This window comes from Arthrobacter sp. CG_A4 (assembly GCF_035985125.1).
Lineage (GTDB): Bacteria > Actinomycetota > Actinomycetes > Actinomycetales > Micrococcaceae > Arthrobacter.
In genome coordinates this window covers 112,366-136,437 of the sequence record NZ_JAXCID010000004.1, presented here as the reverse complement: position 1 = coordinate 136,437, position 24,072 = coordinate 112,366, and the positions used below count along the sequence as shown (strand labels likewise).

The window sequence follows — 24,072 nt, the reverse complement described above, 5'->3', positions numbered from 1 at the left end:
TCGCACGCAGCGACTCGACAGCATCAGCGGAAATGGGCATACATCATGTTCCCACCCAAAAACCGATTAGTCGTACTTATTTATGGGCGTGTCCTTAGCGCCCATGCGGGGCGCCGGGATGGGCTGTAGGTGACCCCGCGTTGCTTGGCTTAGGGCTGGACGCTTTGGAGCTGCTCGAGGAGCTCCGGCGGGATCGCGTAGATGAAGATGACTGCCAGCAGGTTCTTTGCGGCGTGGACAAAGTAGGAGAACATCACGTTCCGGCCGGTCCAGACGTAGACGAACACCAGCACTGCGCCCATGGCGAGGTAGGGCATCAGCACAGGCAGGCTCAGATTCTCCTGGCCGACGATGTGCAGGGCGGCGAACAACACCACGGACAGGACGCAGCAGATCCAGATATTGACCCGCCGGCTGAGCTTGCCGATGAGCAGGTGGCGGAAAATGTACTCCTCCACGAAGGGGCCCACGATCACCACGAGCGGGACCATCAGCCAGGCCGGCACCTGCTGCATAAGCGCCTGCAGCCCGGCCTGGTTAGCGGACGTCTGCACCGTCCCGGTGGTGGCCACCAGTACAGCGGTCAGGACCAACATGGCGATGAGGGCCGCTGGAACCATCAGCACCGTGAACCAGGGCCTCGTGGCGAGGACGCGAAGATCGCGCGCGGCGATGTGGCGGGCGGCGGCGAGGGCTAGAACGCCAATGGTTCCGTAGAAGATCAGGTTCACGGCGTAGGAGGCGACGGCCGGGTTCGGGGACAGCTGCAGCATCAGCGGGGCGAGCAGTTCGCCGGCCACGGCAAAGAGGGCAGCCACGGCAACATAGAGTCCGGCGGTGGTGAAATCAAGCCGGGAAAACCGGTACAGCTCCGGCCGCGGCGCTGCAGGTGTGCTGAGGACTGTTCCCATGCCACCAGCCTAGCGCCGCAGCACAACGGCAAGCACAACGGCAGGGTCACGTACAATATTCGGTATGCCTAAATATTTGTTTCGGTGCGCCACAGCCGACCGCCCAATCCGCGGCCTTCGCACTGCCGGAGCCTTCGTCACCACCGTTCTTCTCTGCCTGTCCGTGGCCGCGTGCGGGAGTGCCGCCCCGGGCCAGGGTTCCGGGGGTGGGAAGCCCGTTGTGCTGACCACTTTCACCGTGCTGGCCGACGTGGCGCAGAACGTGGCGGGGGACAAACTGCAGATTGAATCCATCACCAAGGCCGGAGCTGAAATCCACGGCTACGAGCCCACCCCCGGGGACATCCGCAAGGCGTCCAAGGCTGACTTGATCCTGGACAACGGCCTGAACCTTGAGGCGTGGTTTGCCCGGTTCGTTGACGGCCTGGACGTTCCGCACGCCGTGGTGAGCGAAGGCGTGGAAGTGATGTCCATCAGTGAAGACTCCTACCAGGGCAAACCGAACCCGCACGCGTGGATGTCGCCGGTCAACGTCCAAATCTATGTGGACAACATGGTGCAGGCGTTCTCGAAGCTCGATCCGGACAACGCCGCGGCCTTCGAAGCGAACGGCCTGGCCTACAAGGCCGAGCTGCAATCCGTGAAGGACGAAATGGTCCAGAAGCTCTCGGCCGTCCCCGAGGCGCAGCGGGCTCTGGTGACGTGCGAGGGCGCATTCTCGTATCTGGCGCGCGACGCCGGCCTCCGGGAGGTCTACATCTGGGCAGTCAACGCCGAACAGCAGGCCACCCCGCAACAGATCACCAAAGCCATCGAATTCGTGAAAACCAACAACATCCCCGCCGTGTTCTGCGAGTCAACAGTGTCGGACGCCCCGATGCGCCAGGTGGTGGGAGCCACAGGTACCACCTTCGGCGGGGTGCTGTACGTGGATTCGCTCTCCGAGGCGGACGGACCCGTCCCCACGTACCTGGACCTCATCCGGCACGACTCCAGGATCATCACCGAAGGCCTGACGGGTGCGGCATCATGAGCAATCCGGCCATCCTGGTGGAAAACGTCACCGTCCACTACGGCGACGTCCTGGCGCTCGACGCCGCGTCACTGTCCCTTGGGGCTGCCCGGATCTGCGGCCTCGTGGGCATGAACGGCTCCGGTAAATCCACGCTGTTCAAGGCGATCATGGGAATGATCAAGCCCGACGCCGGCCGCGTCCTCATCAACGGTGAACCGCCTGCCAGGGCACGCAAAGAGGGTGGAATCGGCTACGTCCCGCAGAGCGAGGACGTGGACTGGCAATTCCCGCTATCGGTCCGCGATGTGGTGATGATGGGCCGCTACGGGCACCAGGGGTTCACCCGCCGCCCGTCCAAGGCCGACCGTGCCGCCGTCGACCTCGCCCTGGACAGGGTGGAACTGGCCGAGTTCGCCGACCGGCAGATCGGCCAGCTCTCCGGCGGCCAGAAGAAGCGCGTGTTCGTGGCCCGGGGGATCGCCCAGGGAGCCACCATGATGCTTCTGGACGAGCCGTTCGCTGGGGTGGACAAGCGCTCCGAGGCAACGATCACGCGCCTGCTGAAGGAGCTCGCCGCTGACGGCTGCACCATCCTGATCTCCACTCATGACCTCCACGCCCTGCCGCAGCTCTGCGACGAGGCCGTGCTCCTGATGCGCAAGGTCCTGATGCACGGCCCGCCCGAGGTGGTCCTGCAGCCCGAGCACCTGGCCATGGCATTCGGCCTCGATGTCCTCAACCGGGACCTTCCTGACCGGGACGTTTCGAACCGGGACGTTTCGAACCAACTGGGCAGGAGCTAAATCATGGATCTCCTTGACGTCCTGCTGGAACCGTTGGGCTATGACTTCATGGTCCGCGCCATCGTCACCACGGCGCTGGCCGCGATAGTGTGCGCGGTGCTGAGCTGCTGGCTGGTGCTGATTGGCTGGTCGCTGATGGGTGACGCGGTGTCCCACGCCGTGCTTCCCGGGGTTGTTCTCGCCTATATTGTCGGGGCGCCCTTCGCCGTGGGGGCACTGGTGTCCGCCCTGATTGCCGTGACCCTGATCGGCGTGGTCCGCAACACGAGCCGGGTGAAGGAGGACGCCGCGATCGGGATTGTGTTCACGTCGCTGTTCGCCCTGGGCCTGGTGCTCATCTCCGTCACACCGAGCCAGACGGACCTTAACCACATCATCTTCGGTAACCTGCTCGGCGTCAGCATCCCCGACTTGATCCAGGTTCTTGTGCTGGGTGTGATCGCCTTCACCATCCTGATTCTCAAACGGCGGGACCTGACGCTTTACGCTTTCGACCCCACGCACGCCCACGCGATCGGCCTGTCCCCGAAGCGTCTCGGCGCCCTGCTGCTGGGGCTCCTGGCGCTGACATCCGTGGTGGCGCTGCAGACCGTGGGCGTGGTGCTGGTGGTGGCCATGCTGATCATCCCCGGCGCCACGGCCTACCTGCTGACGGACCGGTTCTCCCGCATGCTGGTGATCGCGCCGGTTATTTCCGCGCTGTGCTCCGTCGCCGGCATCTACTTCAGTTATTACCTCGACACCGCCTCCGGCGCCATGGTGGTTCTGACACAGGGTGCCGCCTTCGCCGCCGTCTATCTCTTCAGCCCCCGGCAGGGTCTGATCGGCACCCGGTTGGCGAAGGCCCGCCGCAAGAAGGCAGCTGCGCTCGCCGCCTGATATTGCCCGGCCGACGGCGGCAGGCGCCCCAGCAGTTGCCCGACGGTGTCATACTTGACGGCGCAGGCCGCCGCCGGGCAGGCTGGGCACCTACTTGCGAGGACTCCTTGAGCGAACATCTCCGCCTTTCGGGCGTATCCCATGGTTACGGGGACCGCCAGCTGTTTGCCGGCGTCGACCTTGCCATCACAGCTGGCGAACATGTGGCGATCGTCGGCGAAAATGGGGCGGGTAAGTCCACGCTGCTCCGGATTCTTGCCGGGATGGAGGCCCCGGACGGGGGCGCCGCCGTCAGCCAGGGCCGCGTGGGCTATCTTGCCCAGACCCTCGGCCTGCCTGATGCGTTCACCGTGAGCAACGCGATCGACGCCGCGCTGGCATCCCTCCGCGAGATGGAGGCCGAGCTGGACCGTCTGGAAAACGGGCTTGCCGGCGCGGAAGCGGAAGAGCTGGAGCGTTACGGAAACCTGCAGACGCAGTACCAGCTCAGGGAAGGCTACGCCGCGGAATCCCGGGTGGAAGCGGCTCTGGGCCGGCTTGGCCTGGGCGGGCTGGACCGGACGCGGACCCTGGGCTCGCTCTCCGGCGGGGAACAGGAACGCGTAGCCCTGGCCTGCGTGCTGGCCGACCCCGCGGACATCCTCCTTCTGGACGAGCCCACCAACCACCTGGACGCCAGCGGAACGGCCTGGCTGGAAGCGCGGCTGGCCGCGCACCGAGGAACCGTGGTGGTGGTCTCCCACGACCGGGTCCTGCTGCGCAAGGTGGCCTCGACCGTGATTGAAGTGGATGCCGAACGCCGGACGGTCAACCGCTACGGCAACGGCTATGAAGGCTACCTGCGGGAGAAGGCCGCCGAACGCCAGCGCTGGGCGCAGCAGTACCACGGCTGGCTCGATGCGATGGCTGCCGAACGGATCCAGGCGGACACGGTCGCAGGGAAGATGGGCTACGCCCGCCAACGCGACGGCGACAAGATGGGGTTCGATTTCAAGGCCGGCACGTGGCAGAAGGCAGCCACCAGCAAGGTCCGCAATGCCCAGGAACGTCTCCGCAGGCTGGAGGTGAACCCCATTGACCGTCCGCCGGTGCCCCTGAAGCTGGCAACGGATCTGCGGCCGGACGTTGCAGCGGGCCCCGCCCTTGAAGCGAAGGCAGTGATGGTGCCGGGCCGCCTGGAACCAACGGACTTCCGGGTGGAGGCGGGCCAGAAGATCCTGATTACGGGTCCCAACGGTGCGGGCAAGTCCACGCTGCTCGCCGTCCTCGCGGGCACCCTGGAACCGGCCAATGGCGCCGTCGTGAGGCACGGCCGGATCGGATACTTGCAGCAGGAGCTGGAACTCCCGCGGCGTCCGTCGCTGCGCCTCCTGCCCGCTTTTGCCGAGGGCCTGGGCGGCAACATCGATGAGCACGCCGAGGCGCTGCTTAGGCTGGGTCTCTTCCGGACCAGCGAATTCCATGTTCCGGTGGGAAGCCTTTCCGCAGGACAACAACGCAGGCTGGCGCTGGCCCGGCTCCTGCTGGGCGGTTTCGGGACGATGCTCGTGGACGAGCCCACCAACCATCTGGCGCCCGTTCTGGTGGAACAGCTTGAGGCCGCTCTTTCGGACTTCGCAGGGACGCTGATCATGGTCAGCCACGACCGCGCGCTGGGGGAATGGTTCAGGATCTGCGCCGGTGAAAACAGCGCCGGGAATCGAGCCGGTCATGGCGCCGGTGCCGGGAAGTGGCTGCGGTATGCCATGCGGGACGGCACCCTCGCCTGACATGCGGATTTGCCTGGAATTGCCGGGCATAAACCGAACATCATTCGGCGATATGGCTGGAAATGCATCCATAATTAGGCATAACACCCGCCTGATGTTGCCCGCGTCACGGCGGGTGCCGGAATGCTAGTACGATGGATGAGCCGCGCGAGCTTCGACTCTTGTGAGGTTCGGTACATGACTGCGCCCTGACCAGGGCTTGGATCCGATTTTGTGTACTTGAACCCACGGTCCTGTCCCGGCGATACCCCGACCTACAAGGAAACAGCTGTGCCATCAACTACCCCCACAGAACTTAAGAGCCCTTCGGCGCCATCCGCCGTCGTCGACTCGACTCTCAGCGCCGAGGGCTATGCGAAATCCCTGAGCGGCCGCCAGGTCACCATGATCGCAATGGGCGGCGCCATCGGCGTCGGCCTCTTCATGGGTGCCGGCGGACGCCTGGCCTCCACCGGTCCCGCGCTGATCTTCTCCTACGCCATTGCCGGCGTCATCGCCTACCTGCTGATGCGCGCCCTGGGCGAACTCATCATGTACCGCCAGACGTCGGGTTCCTTCGTCAGCTACTCCGGTGAAATGTTCGGCAAGAAGGGCGCGTACCTGTCCGGCTGGATGTACTTCATCAACTGGGCCATGACCGGCATCGCCGAGCTGATCGCGATCGGACTGTACTTCCAGTTCTTCTTCCCCAACGTGCCGGTTGAACTGTCCGCGATCGCAGCGCTGCTGCTGCTCGTGGGCGTCAACCTCCTGAGTGTCAAGGCGTTCGGCGAGTTCGAGTTTTGGGCGTCCTGCCTCAAGGTCGGCGCCATCCTGATTTTCCTGGCCGTGGGCACCTTCATGGTGATCACCAACGCCAGGGTGGGCGACGGCAACGCCTCGGTCAACAACTTGTTCGCAGCCGAGGGCGGCATGTTCCCCAAGGGCGCGCTGGTGATGATCCTGGTCCTGAACGCCGTGATCTTCGCCTACAACGGCATTGAGCTGGTGGGCATCACTGCCGGCGAAATGCAGGACCCGGCCAAGGAAGTGCCCAAAGCAATCCGCGCCGTCGTCTTCCGCATCGTGGTGTTCTACGTCGGTTCCGTGACTCTCCTGGCCATGCTGCTGCCCTCGGACCAGTACGTGGCCGGCACCTCGCCGTTCGTCACCGTGTTCGGGCAGATGGGCCTCGGCTGGATGGGCGACGTTATGAACATGATTGTCATCACCGCCGCGCTGTCTTCCTGCAACTCGGGCCTGTACTCGATCGGCCGGGTCTTCCGCACCATGGCCAACAATGGACATGCCCCGCACTGGCTGACCAAGATGTCCAAGAGCCACGTGCCATACGCGGCTATCCTGGCCATCGGCGGCGTCTACCTTGTAGGCATCCTGCTGAACATCTGGCTCGGTGGCTCATACGCCTTCGACCTTGCGCTGAACTCAGCATCGATAGGCGTGATCTTCACCTGGGGCGCCATCTTCGCCAGCCAGATCGCGCTGCGGAAGACCAAGGGCAAGGTCTCGTCCCTGCCCGCGCCCGGCGGGACCCGGGCCAGCTGGGCCGGCCTGATCGCCCTGCTGGTCATCACGGTGCTGATCGGTTTCGACACCATGACCAGCAAGACCGGTGAGGTCTTCCACCTCGGCCTCTGGACCCTGGCGACCATCCCGTTCTTCGGGCTCGTCCTGTGGCTCGGCTGGCAGAAGGTCAAGAACAACGAACCCAAGAACGCGCTCTTCAATTAGCCGCAACCGGCAATAAGCAACATAGACGACGACGGCGGGTCCTCCCAGTGCGGAGGCCCGCCGTCGTCGTCTCAGCTGGCGGTGCGGGGCCTGCGGCGGCCTTGCAGCGACCCATATGTTCCGGAAGTGCGCCGATTGGACGAGAATGGCCGCTATTGGGGGTGGTGTGGCGGCCATTTGTGGCGAATCGCTGAGTGTGGAGGCGCTGCGGGGCAGTGCCGGAAGCTGCGGGGCATTGCCGGACCCTTGGATGGGCCTGGATGCTGACCATGGACTTGCCTGTACCGCGCCGAGTGGACGAAGATGGCCGTTATCCGGGGTGTTGTGGCGGCCATTTGTGGCGAATCGCTGAATATGGAGGCACCGCGGGGCAGTGCGGGACGCTGCGCCGAACCCTGCGGCGGCCCTGCAAGCGGCCCTGGATGCGCCGGGACCGTGCCGATTGGACGAGGATGGCCGCTATCGGGGGTGGTGTGGCGGCCATTTGTGGCGAATCGCTGATTATAGAGGCACCGCGCGGACACCAACGGCCCAGCGCAGAAAAGAGCGGCGGCGGACATCCCCCAAAGGAATGTCCGACGCCGCCCTCGTTGGAAGGACTAGTCCTTCTTGAAGGCGTCCTTCACGTTTTCGCCGACCTTCTTGGCGTCCGCGCCAAGCTGGTCTTTCTGGCCCTCGGCGCGCAACTGGTCGTTGTCCGTAGCGTTCCCGGTGGCTTCCTTGGCCTTGCCGCCGAGGTGCTCTGCTGCGTTCTGAATCTTGTCTCCGATACCCATGGTGTGAACCACCTCTCGTTTCAGGTTTAAATGCAACGTAGATTCACCATAACACAAAGCATGCTTACTACTTCAAGGGGGTGTCCGGTTGAAGGGGACGTCCGGTTCGAGGGGGCGTCCGGTGCCGGCGGGGGAAAATTGGGCCGGGGCCGTATTAGGCTCGAAGCCATGGATCACCAAACCAGCCTCACCCAGCACATCAGCGCCCCGGCGGACAAGGTCTGGGCCGTGATCTCGGACATTCCTGGATCGGCCGCGACGCTGTCCGGTATCGATTCGATCCAGATGCTCAGCACGGGGCCCTACGCCGAGGGCACCCGCTGGAAAGAGACCCGCACCATGATGGGGCGCGCTGAGACCGTGGAACTGTGGGTCTCCCAGTGCGAGCCGCCCTCGACGGGCCGGGCCGGCAGCACCACTGTCAAGGCGCTCCGGGGCGGCGCGGACTACACCACGCGCTTCTCCCTCGCGGAGCGCGACGGCGGCATTGACCTCACAGTGACCTTCGGCGTCGAGGTCCTCAAGCCGACACGGGCCAGCAAGCTCATGATGGCCGTCCTGGGTCCGATCGGGATGCGCATCACCCGCAAGGCCCTAGCCAGGGACCTGAGGGAAATCGCGGCCAAGGCCGAATCGCTCTGAAGGTGCGGGGTAGAGCAGCGACGTCGCCCAAGATTACGGCCCCGCGCCTTGCTGTTGTCCGGCTGGCGGAACTGCGGGATGACCCCTACCCGGACTTCCAACGCGGGGAACGGTACGACGGCGTCCGGTACAGCCGGGCGGAGGCCGACGGCCTGGAGCTCAGCGGCACAGACTTTGCCGAATGCGAGTTCCAGGGCGTCTCTTTCAATGAGACCCAGCTGCGCGGCGCCACCTTCCGGGACTGCATCCTGACGGACATGTACGCCCCGGTGTTCAGGGCGGCCCGGAGCACCCTGCGCGACGTTGAAATCGTCAACCCCCGCTGGGGCTCCGCGGAACTCTATGAAGGCGGCTGGCAGTCGGTGCGGATCGACGGCGGCAAGCTCGACTACGTGAATCTGCGCGGCTCGAAGGTGACCGATGTGCAGATCAGTGACTGCATCATCAGCGAACTGGACCTCGGCTCCTGCGCCGCGACCCGGGTGGCACTCAAAAACTGCACCATAGGCACCCTGGACCTGAGCGGCGCGAAGCTGAAGGACGTCGATCTCCGCGGCACGGATGTCCGGGTGATCAGCGGGCTGGACAGCCTGTCCGGCCTCGTGATCGACGACTACCAGCTCAGCCTGCTGGCCCCGCTGCTCGCTGCCCACCTCGGCGTCGTCGTCGCGTAGTCCGCGGGGGGCTGGCCCCCTTGTGCCGCCGTGTAATCTTTATAGAACGAACGGTCGGTAAATTAGCGTGCGAGCGAGTGGAGCTTCGTTGCCGCCGCCGCTGAGATTTCTTTCAATGGTTTCGATGGCTTCAATGACAGAGACGTTTAGCGCGTGAAGGGTGTATCCATGGCATCAGCAGCAGCAGGACCACAAGCATTTCTGGTAGGCGGCGCCCGCACCCCGGTGGGCCGCTACGGCGGCGCCCTCTCTGCGGTCCGGCCCGATGACCTGGCCGCCCTGGTGGTCCGCGAAGCCGTGGCCCGCGCAGGCCTGGACCCGGACAGTATTGACGAGGTCATCCTCGGGAACGCCAACGGCGCCGGCGAGGAAAACCGCAACGTCGCCCGGATGGCCACCATCCTGGCCGGCCTGCCCCTGCACATCCCCGGCATCACCGTGAACCGGCTCTGCGCCTCCGGCCTGAGCGCCATCATCATGGCGAGCCACATGGTCAAATCCGGCGCCGCGGACATCGTGATCGCCGGCGGCGTCGAGTCCATGAGCCGCGCCCCCTGGGTCCAGGAGAAGCCGCAGACTGCCTTCGCCAGGCCCGGGCAGATCTTTGACACCTCCATCGGCTGGCGCTTCGTCAACCCGCTGTTCCAGAAGGGCGGGCTGTCCCGGGACGGCAAGATGACCTACTCCATGCCGGAAACGGCCGAGGAAGTCGCCCGCGTTGACGGCATTTCCCGGGAAGACGCCGACGCCTTCGCCGTCCGCTCGCACGAACGCTCCCTGGCCGCCATCGCCGCCGGCCGCTTCGCCGAGGAGATCGTCCCCGTCACAGTCAAGACCCGCAAGGGCGAGACGGTGGTGGGCACCGATGAAGGCCCCCGGGCCGGCACCACCATGGACGTGCTCGCCGGGCTCCGCCCCGTCGTGGCCGGCGGTTCGGTGGTCACGGCCGGAAACTCCTCCACGCTCAACGACGGCGCCTCAGCTATCATCGTGGCCTCCGAGGCCGCCATCAAGCGTCTGGGCCTCACGCCCCGTGCCCGGATCATCGACGGCGCCTCTGCCGGCTGTGAACCGGAGGTCATGGGCATCGGCCCCGTGCCGGCAACCCGGAAGGTGCTGGCCCGGACCGGACTCGGCGTGGCCGACCTCGGCGCCGTAGAGCTTAACGAGGCGTTCGCAACGCAGTCGCTCGCGACCATGCGCCGGCTCGGCCTGGATCCGGAGATTGTAAACCGCGACGGCGGTGCGATCTCCCTGGGGCACCCGCTGGGTTCGTCGGGTTCCCGGCTTGCGATCACCCTGCTGGGCCGGATGGAACGCGAGGACGCATCCATCGGCCTCGCGACGATGTGCATCGGCGTTGGGCAGGGCACCGCGATGCTGCTGGAGCGCGTGTAGTGACGGTCGCGACGGGCCTCATCCCGGCGGAGTTCCGGACCCTCAAGATCGAGGAGCGCGCGGACCGGCTGGTGGTGCTACTCAACCGCCCCGAGGTCCGCAACGCGATCGACCAGCAGATGGTCGACGAACTCCACCACGTCTGCGCTGCGCTGGAGCGGACGCCCAAGGTGCTCATCATCGCCGGCACGGATGGAGTGTTCGCCTCCGGGGCGGACATCGGCCAGCTGCGCGACCGCCGCCGGGACGACGCGCTGCAGGGCATCAACTCCACGATCTTCGTGCGGATCGCGAAGCTGCCGATGCCGGTCATCGCGGCCCTGGACGGCTTCTGCCTCGGCGGCGGCGCCGAACTGGCGTACGCGGCTGACTTCCGCATCGGTACGCCCGGCGTGCGGATCGGCAACCCGGAGACAGCTCTGGGCATCCTCGCCGCCGCCGGTGCGAGCTGGCGCCTGAAGGAGCTCGTGGGGGAGCCGGTGGCCAAGGAAATCCTGCTTGCAGGGCACGTGCTGAGTGCCGAACGTGCCCTCGCCGTTAACCTCATTACCGAGATCCACGAGGCCCCCGAGCTGATGGACGCGGCCCATGCCCTGGCCGATCGGGTGGCCAGACAGGATCCCCTCGCGGTGCGGATCACCAAGTCCGTGTTCCACGCCCCGGCCGAAGCGCATCCCCTGATCGACCAGTTGGCGCAGGGCATCCTCTTCGAGTCCCAGGCCAAGTTCGACCGCATGCAGGCTTTCCTCGACAAGAAGGCCAACAAGAAGGCCGACAAGAAGCCGGACAAAACCTCCGATGAGACGCCCGATAAGAAGGCCGATAAGAAGCCGGACAAATCCTCCGATGAGACGTCCGATAAGAACTCCGACCGGAAGCAGTAGACATGAGCAACTCCGAACTTCCCGCTGACCTTCCCGCCGGTGGCTCTCCCCACTCTGACCTTCTCGCCGGTGGCTCTCCCCACTCTGGCCTTCCCCACCTTGTCGGGGTGCTCGGCGGCGGACGCATGGGCGCCGGCATCGCCCATGCGTTCCTCATCAACGGCGCGGACGTCCTCGTCGTCGAGCGCGACGGGGTAGCGGCCGAGGCCGCCCGTGAAAGGGTGGAGTCCGCAGCCGCCAAGAGCATCGAACGCGGCGCCACGGACGGCAACCTGGACGAGATGGTCTCCAGGCTCTCGGTGACGGTGGACTACGACGACTTCAAGGACCGCCAGCTGGTCATCGAGGCCGTACCCGAAGACTGGGACTTGAAGGTCACCTCACTGACGGGCATCGAGGAGCGCCTCGCCGCCGGGGCCTATCTCGCCTCCAACACCTCTTCCATCTCCGTCAATGCCTTAGCCCGCGAGCTGAAGCGGCCGCAGAACTTCCTTGGCCTGCACTTTTTCAATCCGGTCCCCGCGTCAACCCTCATCGAGGTGGTCGTCGGAGAGCAGTCCTCCGGGCCGCTGGTCCAGGCCGCACGCGGCTGGGTGGAGGCGCTCGGCAAGACCGCCGTCGTCGTCAACGATGCCCCCGGCTTCGCCTCCTCGCGGCTGGGCGTCGCGATTGCCCTGGAGGCGATGCGCATGGTCGAAGAGGGCGTGGCCTCCGCCGCGGACATCGACAACGCCATGGTCCTCGGCTACAAGCACCCCACCGGCCCGCTCCGGACCACCGACATCGTGGGCCTGGACGTCCGCCTGGGCATCGCCGAATACCTCGCCTCCACCCTGGGCGAGCGTTTCGCCCCGCCGCAGATCCTGCGCGACAAAGTGGCCCGCGGGGAACTGGGACGCAAATCCGGAAAAGGATTTTTCGACTGGTCCGAGTGAGTTCCGGGCCCCGGCCACTGGCGACCGCCCCTTGGGCCCGCCGGCGCAGTGACCGCGGCAGAACCCCGCTAGTTCAGGATTGCGAGCATGGCGCCGACGAAGAAGAGCAGCACGAAAATCACCACGACGGCGATCATGAGGATCCAGAGGTACTGGACGTAGCCGCGGGTCTCGCGGATCCGCGGTCCGTGCGGTCCCACTGAACTTCCCTCGCCGGGCGGAGTCTCGCCGGGAGGCACGCCGCCGCCAGGTTCCAGGCCGGTGAGGTTGTTTTCAAGCGGATCCGGATTCTGCGATGTCATGGAGTTCTCCTGTGTCAGATGGGGGTCGCTACTGCCGTGCCTGCGCGTCGAGGGCCTTCTTCATTCCGGCCATGGCCGGGCCGGCCAGGGACTGGAAGGCCGGCTTCGCGAACGGTTCGGCGACTTTCAACCACCCCTTGAGTGAAAATTCGGCCGTGTATCTGACCTCGCAGCCGGTGCCCACCGGTGTCACCTCGATCGTGTCCACGGAGACGACGGTCTTGTTTTCGCCGCGCAGCTTAACCCGGCTGCCGGTCAGCTCCAGCACCTCGTAGATGAGCGTCTGGCGCTTGCCCCGGAACTCAGCTTCGGCGTGGTATTTGTGGCCAACCGCAACCGGGCCCTCCGAGAGTTTCTTTACCACGGGGGTCCCCGGATCCCATTCCGGGGTGTGTTCAAATGCCGAGAGATAGGCGAGGGCCATTTCGGCCCCCAGGGATGTCCGGACAGTGCCGTCGATGGTGATCATGGCTACAGCCTAGCCAGAAGATCGTGGGTTTTTCAGGGGAACAGGGAAGTGCTGCCGGCTCGGCCCTAGGATTGTGCCGTGACGTCCATCAAACCCATCACCCTGACCGGCTCTTACGTGGTCCTTGAGCCGCTGCGCCGGGACCACCACGACGGTCTTGTGGCGGCGGTCCGCGACGGCGAACTTTGGCGCCTCTGGTACACCGGCGTTCCGGCACCGGAACAGATGGCGGCCGAGATCGACCGCCGCCTTGCCCTCCAGGCCCAGGGCTCGATGCTGCCGTTCACCACGCGGCTGATCGATCCCGGCACCGGCGGTCCGGGCAAGGTGATCGGCATGACCACCTACATGAATATCGACGCCGCCACACCCCGCCTGGAGATCGGCTCCACCTGGAACTCGGCGTCATCCCACGGCAGCGGCAGCAACCCGGACTCCAAGCTGCTGCTGCTGACGCACGCCTTCGAAGCGCTGGGCTGCCCGGCCGTCGAGTTCCGGACGCACTGGCTGAACCACCAGTCCCGCGAGGCGATCGCCCGGCTCGGCGCCAAGCAGGACGGCGTGCTGCGCAGCCACACCCGCTCCGGCGACGGCGCGCTCCGGGACACCGTGGTTTTCTCGATCCTCGAGCATGAGTGGCCGATGGTCCGCAACGCGTTGGAGTTCAGGCTCGCCAGGCAGCGCTAGGGCTGCGGAGCCGCCGCAGTAACAGGGCGCGCTCTGACCCGCGTTACGGGACCCGCGTTACGGGACCCGCGCGGACTCAAGTGCCGCAGCGTAGCCTCCGGAATAGCCGGCAGCGGTGGGATGGAAGGCATCGAACGGGCTCGGGCTGCAGTTGATCGCCAGATTGCAGAGACCCGTTGGCGCCACGATCCACGGATTCGCGGAACCGATTCCGTGGCCGTTGAACCGCTCCGTGACGCTGACGTACCTGACCCTGTTGACCAGGGCCGAGTAGGCGATCGTGGCGTTGAGCAGGTCAGCGGCCGAATTCATCGCCTTCGCGGCCTGCTGCTGTGCTGCGCTGAGTCCGGCGTTTACGGTGAAGAGTCGTGGATAGCCGGTCAGCACGATCCTGGCGTCCGGGGCCTTGGTCCTGATCGTGGCCAGCATGGTTTTGATCCTGGCCGGCAGCTGGCGGAGCTTCACCACCACAGAGTTGTAGAGAGCCGCACTGCACGCCGGTGAGCTGGCCGAGGCGGTGCAGGCGAGGGCCACCTGGCCGGAGTCGACGTCGTTCCCTCCCACTGTCACCGTCACCACCGTGGCAGCCGCCAGGGCGGGTGCGTAAAGGGTGGCGACGGCGGCGACGTCCGCCGTTGTGGCGCCGAAACAGCCCAGGTTGAGCGCGGCGTTACGAACTGCCGGGTAGGACGCCGCGGTCTGCAGGCACGTGGCGGGAAGCCCGGCCGGCGGAGCAGAAGTCCCGCCGCCGCCGGTGCCGGCGGCATAGGAGTCGCCCAGGGCGATGTAGACGGGGGCCGGCGGCGCTGGGGCCGCCGTCGCGGGAGCGGCGGTGAAGCCGGCGGCGAGGGCGACGACGGCCACAACGCCCGCCAGCCGTCCGGTCCGGCGTCTCATTGTCACAGTGTTCATTGTTGAGTCCCCTTAGGATCCGGTGCGGCGGGAGAAGCCTGCGGGCGCACCGGCCGGTGGCGGCCAGCGAAGCCTCCCGGTACTCCGGCTGGCGGACAAACTGCGCGGCGCGGCAGCTTCCGCCCGGGACAGTCATGAGGCAACCGTAGGCGCGGTCCTGCGCGCCGGACACGGTAGGCGCTACCCGTTTGTCCGGGCAGGGAAGCGCCGCAGCTACTTTGATTTCCCTGCTGCGGACTACCCGGACCTCGTGGTTAGCTGGCGGGGTGGAAGATCTTTCGAAGCGCATGGAATGGGACGGGGCGGTCAACGCATGGCATATCGCCGGCGGCGTCTTCCGGATGGGACGGCGGGAATGGCTCACCGATGCGGGCTGGCAGCAGGCGTACGACGGCGGCATCCGGACCGTCGTCGACCTCCGTAACCCGGAAGAGAGGCGGCGGCGCGACAGCGATCCGCCGGTCAGGGCGGAGACCCTGGCAGCGTTCGACGTCGTGCTGGCACCTACCGAAGACCCGGACAACGCCGAGTTCCGCGGGCTCTGCGTTCCCTACCTGAACGATCCGGCGTCCTATCCGGATAACGTCCGGATCTTCCCGGAGAAGCTGGCCGGCGTTTTCAAGGCTGTGGCGACGGCGCGGGGCGGCGTGGTGATCCATTGTTCCGCCGGACGGGACCGCAGCGGGATGATCGCGGCCATGCTCCAGGATCTCGCCGGAGCGCAGGAGGACGCCATTGTCCGGGGCTATGAGCGTGCCATGCGGGGCATCAACGAGCACCACAGGGTGTCCGGTGTCCCGCATCCGCACGAGCGGTATATGCCCGAGGAAGTGCTGGTGCCGCTGCTCGAAGCGCGGCGTGAAAGCCTGCTGCGGTTTGTCCGCAGTGTGAAGACCAGGGAGTTCCTGGGCCACAATGGGGTAACGGAACCGGAGGTCACGGCCCTCTTGGCTAAATTGGGACGCTAAGGTAACCGGGTGAAGACTCCGATTTTTCAGCAAGTGATGCGGGGGGTGGCGGCTGTTGCCGTCGCCCTCGCAGGATCGTTCTCTGCCGTCCCTGCGCTCGCTGAAGCCGGGCCAACTGAACCCGCACCGGTTTCCCCGTCACCGTCGGCAGTTTCCGGCCCGGCCCAGACTCCGCCGGCGCCGGATTCGACGCCGTCAGCGGGACCGACATCGGCACCGTCCTCGGCTGCGTCCCCGACTGCTGCGCCCGCTGTCCCGGCTGTTGATCCGGCGGCGGCCCCGGCTGTTGCTCCGGCGACGGCTCCGGCGGTCAGCGACGCCGGGCTTGCGGAGGCCCTCCGGCGCGACCTCGGCATGACGCTGGAAGAATTCAACGCCGCAGGCCAGCTGGGCAGGACCGCCGCCGACGCCGTGCCCTCCCTGCGCAAACTCCCCGGCTACCTCGGCATCAGCCTGAAAGACGGCAAAATCCTCGTCGAAGGCAGCGGCCCCGAACTGCAGGCCCGGATTGACGAGCTGAACCAGGCCGGGCCGTCGTCGGACTTCGTCCTCGTGGCGCCGGCGGCTGACCCCTTGAAGGTCCCCTCGGCGGCGGAGCTGGTGGCCTCCAGCACCGAGCAACTGTTCCAGGCCTACGTCCGCGAGGTGGGACCCGCCGGGCTGCAGGCCGTGGCCTACTCCGGGGGAAGCTTCATCATCCGCACCGGCGGGACGACTGTGGCCGAGGCAACGCTGTCGATACTTCTGGACCCCCAGCCTCCGTCCGCAATGTCCGGGACTCCGGCACCGGGCAAGATTTCAGCCGCAGAGTTTGTGTCCCGCTATACCAACGTCCAGCTGGAGCAGGGCGCCCCGATCAAGACGGAACAGGACCTTTTCGGCGGACAGGGGATCGTCAACGATCTGAGCTCCGTGTGCTCGGCAGGCTTCGGCGGGTACGGCCCCGGCGGCGTGCCCCTGGTGTTGACCGCGGGTCACTGCGCATACGACGGTGCCGCTCGGGAGACGTACATCGAAGACGCCTCATCGTCACCGGCCGCTGGAGCAAACCCAGTCTGGCCGTTCGTAACTGACGGGGCTCTCGGCACCTTCGGGTTTAGCCAGTTCGGCGGTCTCCAAAACTCATGGGTTCTGAACCCTACGTGGGAGAGGGGTGATTCCGGGGAACCCGGTAACGTCGGTACGGACATCGCCGTGATCGGCGGGATACGGCCGGATCTGGCGCTTCAGCCGGCCGCTGGCAAATGGCGTGGCGACGCGCCAGACTTTTCCACCGCAGACCCCACCAACCCGGGACCGACAGCCGTCAAGATCATTGGCATGGTTACCCCGTTCCAGGGCCAAGAAGTTTGCCTCTCCGGGCGGACCACCGGCTGGTCCTGCGGACAGGTTGACGAGATTGGCATCTACGTGGTGGGAGGCACAACGTACTCCGGCAATCCCAGCGACGTTCGAGCCTTCAGCGGGTTTCTTTCCAATACGGTTGAGTCCAGTGGCGGAGACTCTGGCGGCCCGTGGATCAGCGGAAATTTCGCTGTGGGTACTCACTCGGCTGGCGAGAACAGGGGGGCAATTGAAAAGTTCGCGGTCGCAACTACCCTGGCGGATTCACTGACCCACATCCCGGGCGGGGTGCAACTCCAGCTCTTCCTGAACAAGCCCAAGCTTGTGGCGCCGGAGAACCGGACATTCAAGGTCGGGGAGGACATCCCCGGCCGAGTCCCGGCCGCCCCCGCGTCGGCCGTAGCTGCCAACTCGAAAGTGCGCATCACGGTTGACGGACAGGTACCCGTGGACGTGCCGGTGGACGCTGCCGGAAACTGGGCGCTACCTGCACGTGTGACTATCGGCCAAGTGAACTTCAGCGCGGAGACCGCGAACGGCTTCAGTCGATCCGATACAGCGCGCTTCACGATCAAGATCTCCGATCTTGACGCGCCCGTGATCACCACTCCTGCAGAAGGCGCGGCACTCCCGACCATCGACCGGATCGACGGCACGGGAACGCCCGGAATGACCGTGAAGCTCACCGGGGACGTCGGTGGCTCGGCACTCGTCCAGCCGGACAGTCGCTGGAGCATTCCCGTTCTCAGGCCCGTCTACGGCCAGATCGCTGTGCACGCCGCCCAGAGCGACCCTCGCCACGAAGACAGCCCCTCCACGACCCGGAACTTCACGGTCACACCGGCAGCACCGGCCGTCACTTCGATTGTGGACGGACTGCACTTCAGCCAGGACTCGCTGCCCGCGACGATTTCCGGGACCGGCGTCGACGGCGCCGACGTAGCAGTCCTGGTTGACGGGACCCCGGTGGGTGCCGCCCGGGCCGGTGCCGGCGGTGCCGGATCCGGGGCCCGCGCGGTGGTCCGTCCTATGGCACCGTACGTCCTGGTGGCGGGCGGTCGCTGGAGCGTTCCGTTCCCCGCCGGCCTCGCATCAGGGGCCCATACCCTGTCCGTCACCCAGTCGGTGGACGGGATCGCCTCCGACGCGCTGCTGGTCACCTTCATCATCGACGCTCTGGTCGCTGCCCCGGCAGCGCCCGAAGTCCCGGCAGTTGCACTGGCAGATCCCGGTGTTCCGGCGGTCCAGTCCGTGGTGCTTCCGGCCGGTTCCGGGCAGCTTCCCAACACCGGCGCCGGTTCGCTCCTGTCCGCCGCTGGTGTGGCCGTTGCAGCGCTGGCGCTCGGCGGAGCCCTGCTGACCGGTGTCAAGCTGGCTGGGGCACGGCGTCGGGCGGTCCGCTAGTACCGCCGCTACTGGAAGTCGGCCAACCAGAGGTCCGGGCCGAACACCTCGTACTGGATGTCTTTGGCCGGTACGCCGCCGGCAAGAAGCGCGCCCCGGACCGACTTCAGGAACGGCAGGGGCCCGCAGAGGTAGTACTCGGCGTCGTCGGGGAGTTCAACGGCACTGACGTCCATAAAGCCGGCGAACCCGGATTCGGAAGCTGTTCCTCCCCCGGCGGGATTAAGGAACCAGGTCTTCAACGTCCCGTCCGTCAAGGTGGCCAGATCCTCCCTGACCTGCCCCCGGAGGGGGAAGGACTCCTCGCTGTCATCCGCGTGCAGGAGCATCACCTGGCGCCGGGAGCCGGATTTGACCAGGTGGGAGAGCATGCCGGCCATCGGGGTGACCCCGATTCCCGCGCTGGCCAGGACCAGGGGTCGGTCCGTGTACTCCAGTACCACGTCGCCGAAGGGCGCGGAAAGCACCACCTCGTCGCCCACCTGGACCTCGTTGTGCAGCAGAGTGGACATCTCGCCATCGGGCGTCTCGAGTCCGTGGACCCGCTTCACCGCGAACTGCCGGTGCTGCCCGTCGTCGGCCTTCGTCAGGCTGTATTGCCTGGGCTGGTGAACGCCGTCGTGCATGGCCATCTTGATCGTGACGTACTGCCCGGGCAGGGACGGCTTGACCTCCCGCTCATCAATCCGCTCGACAACGAATCTGACCACATCGTCCGTCTCCTGGACCTTCTCGACCACCCGCCAGGTCCGCCAGATCGTCTCAGGGGTAAGGCGCACCGCGTTGTACAGCCCTCGCTCCTTATTGATGAGCATGTTCGCCATCAGCCAGTAGACCTCGTCCCAGGCTGCGGCCACTTCGGGGGTGACAGCATCCCCCAGCACATCCACGATGGCCCACATCAGGTGGTCGTGGACAATCTGGTACTGGTCCGGGCTCAGCCCCAGGGAGACGTGCTTGTGCGCTACCCGGGACAGGAGATGGTCAGGTATCTGGTCCACGTTGTCCACGAGGAGCCCGGCGAAGGCCGCGATGGACCCGGCGAGTGCCTGCTGCTGGCGGCCGTCGGCCTGGTTCCCCCGGTTGAAAAGTCCGTCCAGGAGATCCGGCCGTGCCTCGAACATATGTTGGTAGAAGCGCTTGGCGATCTCCTCGATATGCTCGCCCACTACGGGCAGCGTTGCCTTGATGACGGGAAGCGAAGTGTCTGAGAGCATGGTGGATCCCTTCCGGTGCGACCGGCGATACCCGGCGGTGCCGGGTGACTCAGCACTTCCAAGCTAACAGGCCGGGCACCGGGCTTTCCGGGTACATCGGCCCTACATTCCCTTGGCCGATCGGTGTAGCCGTGACCGGCAGCGCGTTCTTGGTCAGCGGCGCGCTGCCGGCGGTCGGTCCCCGCAAAGCGGGCGGGCGGCTCATTCGTCGTCGCGGTCTCCGCCGCGCCACTTGGCCGAGTCGACGACCTGCACAGCAACGCCCAGGGTCCCGTCAGCGAGGCTGCCCCAGGCATAGACGATGGTGTTCTTGCCTCTGGTGACCGGCACATCGGCCGGGCCGATCAGCGGCGCGGTGGTGCCCGCTGCCGCCACCGAGGCGGACACCGTTCCCGCCTTCAGCGTCAGCACTTTCTGCCCGGGATTCTCGAGCCCCTTGATCACTGCGGTACCGCCGGCCAGGATATCGACCGCTGGAGCGGCCGCTACATGCCGGACGGTCAGCTTGCCCTGGCCCCGGGGACTGGCCGCAGTGTTGTTCTTGAACAGGGTTGCCGTGGGCGCGCCGGAAGCGTCGAGATGCGCCACAGCAGTGTAGTTCCGGCCTTCCTTGAGGTTGACCTTGACCGGGCCGATCACCGGGTTGTCCGCGCTGGTGGCATCGGCGGCTGTGACGGCGATCCTGTAGCTGCCGTCGTCGAGCTTCAACGGCCCGGCGAGCGTGCCGGGTTTGAAGTCGTCCAAGGTGAGCTTGCCGTTCACCCACACATCCACGGTCAGGCCCGGGACGCCGTGCAGCACGGACAGCAGGGCGTCGTCGTGATCGTCGTCGTCCCGGCCTCCTGCCTGGGCGGGGGCGGCGAAGGCAAGGGCGGCCAGTAACGTCAGGGCTCCGGCTGCAGCGACAGTTTTGCGCATTTCAAACTCCTCATTGAGTTGCCCGTATCCGGGCGGCGAATTGCTTACACCGTTACTACCTGCCCGGAGCGCAGTTTGGATGCACCCGGCTGGGAATTTGGCTCAGGATTTTCGCTCCAGCAGCAGGTTGGTGATCCGCAGTGTGCACAGCCGCTCGCCGGCCTCGTTGGTGATCAGCACCTCGTGGGTGGTCACCGTCCCGCCAAGATGGATGGGGGTGGCCGTGATGGTGATGAGCCCCCCGCGGGCCGACTTGTGGTGCGTCGCCGAAACATCCACGCCGACGGCGGTCTTGCCCAGCGTGCTCGCGTGGATGACGGCGGCCCAGGAGCCCACGGCCTCCCCGACGGCCAGCGAGGCGCCGCCGTGCAGCAGCCCGAAGGACTGCCGGTTGCCCTCCACCGGCATGGTCGCCACCACCCGCTCCACGGATTCCTCGACGATTTTCACGCCCATCTTCTCGTCCAGTTCGCCGAGGGTGATCTTCCACGGCGCGGTATTGCCGGGCTCGGTCTTGCGTGGCTCGGTCCTGCGTGGCTCGGGCGTCATAACGTCTCCTTTATGGCCGGAAAACCAAGGGCTCAGGCCGGTCTGTGCCGCCACAGCTAGTGTGCGGCAGGCCTCATTCATGTACTGTAGACATATTACCGAACGGACGGTCAGTAATGCTCTGGCCCTGTTGATCTTGCCCCCGCTGGAAGGACCCGTCAACGATGACCACCACTGCAACTGCTCCGGAACCCACAGTAGACACTGCCCGGATCGTTCCCAGCTTTATCCGGGATTCCTGGTGGACCCCCGACGCCGGCTCCGCGGCCGGCGCAGCCACCGTCCTTGACGCCAGCACCGGCGAGCTCCTTGCCAGGGTGAGCACCGCGGGACTGGACCTTGCCTCCGTCGTGGACTACGGACGCAGCACCGGCCAGGCGGAACTCGGCAAGCTGACGTTCCACCAGCGCGCGCTCAAGCTCAAGGAGCTGGCGCAGTACCTCAATGGCCGGCGCGACGAGTTCTACGCACTCTCGGCCCAGACCGGTGCCACCAGGATCGATTCGATGGTGGACATCGACGGCGGGATCGGCGTGCTCTTCACCTTCGGCTCCAAGGGCCGGCGCGAACTCCCCAACGCCCAGGTGATCGTGGACGGCCCCATGGAGGTGCTGTCCAAGGACGGTTCGTTCGCCGGCGAGCATATCTACACCCGCATTCCCGGCGTCGCCGTGCAGATCAACGCCTTCAACTTCCCGGTCTGGGGCATGCTGGAGAAACTGGCCCCCGCGTTCATCGCCGGTGTGCCCACCATCGTCAAACCCGCCACCCCCACCGGCTACGTCGCCGCGGCCGTGGTCAAGGCCATTATCGAATCCGGCATCCTGCCCAAGGGCTCGCTGCAGCTGATCTCCGGTTCCGTCCGCACCATGCTGGACCACCTCGACTACCGCGACATCGTGGCGTTCACCGGTTCCGCCTCCACCGCCAACACGCTCAAGTCCCACGTCAACGTGGTCAGGGGCGGGGTCCGCTTCACCTCGGAAACCGACTCCCTCAATGCCTCGATCCTGGGCCCGGACGCCGTCAAAGGCACCCCGGAGTTCGACGCCTTCATCAAGTCCCTCGTCACCGAAATGACCGCCAAGGCCGGCCAGAAGTGCACCTCGATCCGCCGGGCCATCGTGCCGCAGGAGCTGGTGCCGGACGTCATTGCCGCCGTCGGGGACCGGATCCGGGAACGCGTTGTCCTGGGTGACCCGCGCGCCGACGGCGTCACTATGGGCGCCCTCGCCTCCCTGGAGCAGCTCGCCGATGTGCGCGCGGCCGTCCAGTCAATGCTCGACGCCGGCGGCGAACTCGCGTACGGAACGCTCGATTCGCCGAAGGTCACCAGCGCGGACGGGACAGCCGGCGTCGTCGAAGGCGGCGCCTTTATGTCCCCGGTACTGCTCAGCTGGGCGGACCCGGAAGCCGACGAGGTCCACTCGCTGGAGGCCTTCGGGCCGGTGTCCTCGGTGATCGGTTACACGGACCTGCCCGACGCCGTCCGTCTCGCCGCCCGCGGCGGCGGCTCGCTGGTCGCCTCGGTCTGCACCAACGACCCCTCGGTGGCCCGCGAACTCGTCACCGGCATCGCGGCCCACCACGGCCGCGTGCACATGCTCAACCGTGAGGACGCCCGCAGCTCCACCGGCCACGGCTCCCCGGTCCCGCACCTGGTCCACGGCGGACCGGGCCGCGCCGGCGGCGGCGAGGAGCTCGGTGGCATCCGCTCGGTCCTGCACCACATGCAGCGCACCGCCATCCAGGGATCTCCCAACATGCTGACCGCCGTCACCGGCGTCTGGCACACGGGCGCAGACCGGAACTTCACGCTGGAGACCGAATCCCGGCACCCGTTCCGGAAGTCCCTGGCTACCCTGCACATCGGTGACGCCATCCGCTCCGGGCTGCGCGAAGTGACCCTGGACGAGATCACCAAGTTCGCCAACTCCACCGGCGACACCTTCTACGCCCACACCAACCAGGAGGCCGCCGCGGCCAACCCGTTCTTCCCGGGCATCGTGGCGCACGGCTACCTGCTGCTGGCCTGGGGCGCCGGGCTGTTCGTGGAGCCCGCCCCGGGTCCCGTCCTGGCGAACTACGGCCTGGAAAACCTGCGCTTCGTCACCCCGGTGGCCGCGGGCGACTCCATCCGCGTCACCCTCACCGCCAAGAAGATCACCCCGCGCGAGACCGACGGGTACGGCGAGGTGGCCTGGGATGCCGTCCTGACCAACCAGGACGACGACATCGTGGCGACCTACGACGTCCTCACCCTCGTGGAGAAGTAACCCGCCCCTTCCCTCCTGTTGCTCTATCACTTGTGGCTGCCAAAAGGCCGAAATGGCAACCACAAGTGATAGGGCAACCGTGGATAGGTAGGCTCTTTCTGGTTGGTTCCGGCGTAAAATCGTCATCGTAGGAGGTGGCGAAATGACCCTAGTACTCAACAAAGCCACAACGGTCCTGCCAGTCGATGATGCGGAGCGTGCCCGGCATTTTTATGCCGACACCTTGGGGCTCCCGCACCGTGGAGTGACGGAAGATGGAAGTGAACTATTCGGCAGCGACGGCGGCCCTCTGCTGCAGCTGATGCCTGTCAGGGATGGAAAGCATTCCGAGCACACCACCCTGAGTTTTGAAGTCAGCGAGATCGAGCGCACGGTCAGGGAGATGGAAGCCCGGGGCGTCATGTTCCAGGACTACGATCTCCCGGATCTCAAGACCGAGAACCACATCTGCACAACGGATTCGGAGAGGTGCGCCTGGTTCATGGACTCGGAGCACAATATCCTCTGCGTCCACGAGAACATCGCCGCGCCGGCGGACTACCAGCTTTAACCGGCAGTTAACGGCACCCTGCCCGAGCAACAGCGTCCCGGCCAGCCGGGGCGCTGTTC

Annotated in this window: 23 protein-coding genes; 15 read left to right on the top strand and 8 right to left on the bottom strand. The window is 66.2% G+C overall.

Annotated features, from left to right (window positions below; genetic code table 11):
• Positions 1 to 149 precede the first annotated feature (149 nt).
• A complete protein-coding gene (locus RCH07_RS03335; RefSeq protein WP_326966046.1) occupies positions 150 to 911 on the bottom strand; it encodes a CPBP family intramembrane glutamic endopeptidase in 762 nt (253 codons plus the stop codon).
• Between the two features lie 64 nt (positions 912 to 975).
• Between RCH07_RS03335 and RCH07_RS03330 the strand changes: the two genes are divergently transcribed.
• The 5 genes from RCH07_RS03330 to RCH07_RS03310 all read left to right on the top strand — a co-directional run bounded on the left by RCH07_RS03330 (position 976) and on the right by RCH07_RS03310 (position 7,108).
• On the top strand, positions 976 to 1,944 hold the full coding sequence (locus RCH07_RS03330; RefSeq protein ID WP_326966045.1) for a metal ABC transporter substrate-binding protein: 969 nt from the start codon (positions 976 to 978) through the stop codon (positions 1,942 to 1,944).
• Positions 1,941 to 2,729 carry a metal ABC transporter ATP-binding protein gene (locus RCH07_RS03325; protein WP_326966044.1) on the top strand — a complete coding sequence of 263 codons (789 nt, stop codon included), beginning with the start codon at positions 1,941 to 1,943 and terminating at the stop codon, positions 2,727 to 2,729. The genes RCH07_RS03330 and RCH07_RS03325 overlap by 4 nt, the downstream gene beginning before the upstream one ends.
• 3 nt (positions 2,730 to 2,732) lie before the next feature.
• Complete coding sequence (locus RCH07_RS03320; protein WP_326966043.1) at positions 2,733 to 3,608, top strand: metal ABC transporter permease; 876 nt, start codon at positions 2,733 to 2,735, stop codon at positions 3,606 to 3,608.
• A gap of 107 nt (positions 3,609 to 3,715) precedes the next feature.
• Positions 3,716 to 5,377, top strand: a complete 1,662-nt coding sequence (locus tag RCH07_RS03315; protein ID WP_326966042.1) for an ABC-F family ATP-binding cassette domain-containing protein — start codon at positions 3,716 to 3,718, stop codon at positions 5,375 to 5,377.
• Positions 5,378 to 5,647: 270 nt separating this feature from the next.
• Complete coding sequence (locus tag RCH07_RS03310; protein WP_326966041.1) at positions 5,648 to 7,108, top strand: amino acid permease; 1,461 nt, start codon at positions 5,648 to 5,650, stop codon at positions 7,106 to 7,108.
• 599 nt (positions 7,109 to 7,707) lie between these two features.
• On the opposite strand, the gene RCH07_RS03305 is transcribed toward RCH07_RS03310, so the two are convergent.
• Positions 7,708 to 7,884: a CsbD family protein gene (locus RCH07_RS03305; RefSeq protein WP_326966040.1), complete on the bottom strand. Its 177-nt coding sequence runs from the start codon at positions 7,882 to 7,884 to the stop codon at positions 7,708 to 7,710.
• 168 nt (positions 7,885 to 8,052) lie between these two features.
• On the opposite strand from RCH07_RS03305, the gene RCH07_RS03300 reads away from it, so the two are divergent.
• From RCH07_RS03300 to RCH07_RS03280, 5 genes are all read left to right on the top strand, one after another.
• Positions 8,053 to 8,526 carry an SRPBCC family protein gene (locus tag RCH07_RS03300; protein ID WP_326966039.1) on the top strand — a complete coding sequence of 158 codons (474 nt, stop codon included), beginning with the start codon at positions 8,053 to 8,055 and terminating at the stop codon, positions 8,524 to 8,526.
• Positions 8,527 to 8,528: 2 nt separating this feature from the next.
• A complete protein-coding gene (locus RCH07_RS03295; RefSeq protein WP_326966038.1) occupies positions 8,529 to 9,200 on the top strand; it encodes a pentapeptide repeat-containing protein in 672 nt (223 codons plus the stop codon).
• Positions 9,201 to 9,368: 168 nt separating this feature from the next.
• Positions 9,369 to 10,598 (top strand): thiolase family protein, encoded by a 1,230-nt coding sequence (locus RCH07_RS03290; RefSeq protein ID WP_326966037.1) that lies wholly within the window; start codon positions 9,369 to 9,371, stop codon positions 10,596 to 10,598.
• Positions 10,598 to 11,482 (top strand): enoyl-CoA hydratase/isomerase family protein, encoded by an 885-nt coding sequence (locus RCH07_RS03285; protein ID WP_326966036.1) that lies wholly within the window; start codon positions 10,598 to 10,600, stop codon positions 11,480 to 11,482. The genes RCH07_RS03290 and RCH07_RS03285 overlap by 1 nt, the downstream gene beginning before the upstream one ends.
• Positions 11,483 to 11,484: 2 nt before the next feature.
• On the top strand, positions 11,485 to 12,417 hold the full coding sequence (locus RCH07_RS03280; RefSeq protein WP_326966035.1) for a 3-hydroxyacyl-CoA dehydrogenase family protein: 933 nt from the start codon (positions 11,485 to 11,487) through the stop codon (positions 12,415 to 12,417).
• A 68-nt stretch (positions 12,418 to 12,485) separates the two neighbouring features.
• Here RCH07_RS03280 and RCH07_RS03275 read toward each other — a convergent pair whose 3' ends face one another.
• Positions 12,486 to 12,719 (bottom strand): DUF6480 family protein, encoded by a 234-nt coding sequence (locus RCH07_RS03275; RefSeq protein WP_326966034.1) that lies wholly within the window; start codon positions 12,717 to 12,719, stop codon positions 12,486 to 12,488.
• 28 nt (positions 12,720 to 12,747) lie between these two features.
• On the bottom strand, positions 12,748 to 13,188 hold the full coding sequence (locus RCH07_RS03270; protein ID WP_326966033.1) for an SRPBCC family protein: 441 nt from the start codon (positions 13,186 to 13,188) through the stop codon (positions 12,748 to 12,750).
• Positions 13,189 to 13,266: 78 nt separating this feature from the next.
• Between RCH07_RS03270 and RCH07_RS03265 the strand changes: the two genes are divergently transcribed.
• The gene (locus tag RCH07_RS03265) at positions 13,267 to 13,875 is read left to right on the top strand and encodes a GNAT family N-acetyltransferase (protein ID WP_326966032.1); all 609 of its coding nucleotides are present in this window, start codon (positions 13,267 to 13,269) and stop codon (positions 13,873 to 13,875) included.
• Between the two features lie 57 nt (positions 13,876 to 13,932).
• On the opposite strand, the gene RCH07_RS03260 is transcribed toward RCH07_RS03265, so the two are convergent.
• Positions 13,933 to 14,772, bottom strand: coding sequence for a GDSL-type esterase/lipase family protein (locus tag RCH07_RS03260; RefSeq protein ID WP_326966031.1), 840 nt, complete (start codon positions 14,770 to 14,772; stop codon positions 13,933 to 13,935).
• A gap of 302 nt (positions 14,773 to 15,074) precedes the next feature.
• Between RCH07_RS03260 and RCH07_RS03255 the strand changes: the two genes are divergently transcribed.
• Positions 15,075 to 15,755 (top strand): tyrosine-protein phosphatase, encoded by a 681-nt coding sequence (locus RCH07_RS03255; RefSeq protein WP_326966053.1) that lies wholly within the window; start codon positions 15,075 to 15,077, stop codon positions 15,753 to 15,755.
• Between the two features lie 9 nt (positions 15,756 to 15,764).
• Positions 15,765 to 18,503, top strand: coding sequence for a S1 family peptidase (locus tag RCH07_RS03250; protein ID WP_326966030.1), 2,739 nt, complete (start codon positions 15,765 to 15,767; stop codon positions 18,501 to 18,503).
• Between the two features lie 8 nt (positions 18,504 to 18,511).
• Here the strand turns inward: RCH07_RS03250 and RCH07_RS03245 are convergent, their stop codons facing one another.
• From RCH07_RS03245 to RCH07_RS03235, 3 genes are all read right to left on the bottom strand, one after another.
• Positions 18,512 to 19,720: a globin domain-containing protein gene (locus tag RCH07_RS03245; RefSeq protein ID WP_326966029.1), complete on the bottom strand. Its 1,209-nt coding sequence runs from the start codon at positions 19,718 to 19,720 to the stop codon at positions 18,512 to 18,514.
• A gap of 201 nt (positions 19,721 to 19,921) precedes the next feature.
• Entirely contained in the window at positions 19,922 to 20,638 is a 717-nt protein-coding gene (locus tag RCH07_RS03240; RefSeq protein ID WP_326966028.1) for a DUF4397 domain-containing protein, read from the bottom strand.
• Positions 20,639 to 20,740: 102 nt separating this feature from the next.
• Positions 20,741 to 21,187, bottom strand: a complete 447-nt coding sequence (locus RCH07_RS03235) for a PaaI family thioesterase (RefSeq protein ID WP_326966027.1) — start codon at positions 21,185 to 21,187, stop codon at positions 20,741 to 20,743.
• Between the two features lie 164 nt (positions 21,188 to 21,351).
• Here RCH07_RS03235 and paaZ point away from each other — a divergent pair, with 164 nt between their 5' ends.
• Both paaZ and RCH07_RS03225 read left to right on the top strand, forming a co-directional pair.
• Positions 21,352 to 23,463, top strand: a complete 2,112-nt coding sequence (gene paaZ / locus RCH07_RS03230) for a phenylacetic acid degradation bifunctional protein PaaZ (RefSeq protein ID WP_326966026.1) — start codon at positions 21,352 to 21,354, stop codon at positions 23,461 to 23,463.
• A gap of 142 nt (positions 23,464 to 23,605) precedes the next feature.
• Positions 23,606 to 24,013: a VOC family protein gene (locus tag RCH07_RS03225; RefSeq protein WP_326966025.1), complete on the top strand. Its 408-nt coding sequence runs from the start codon at positions 23,606 to 23,608 to the stop codon at positions 24,011 to 24,013.
• Positions 24,014 to 24,072: the final 59 nt, after the last annotated feature.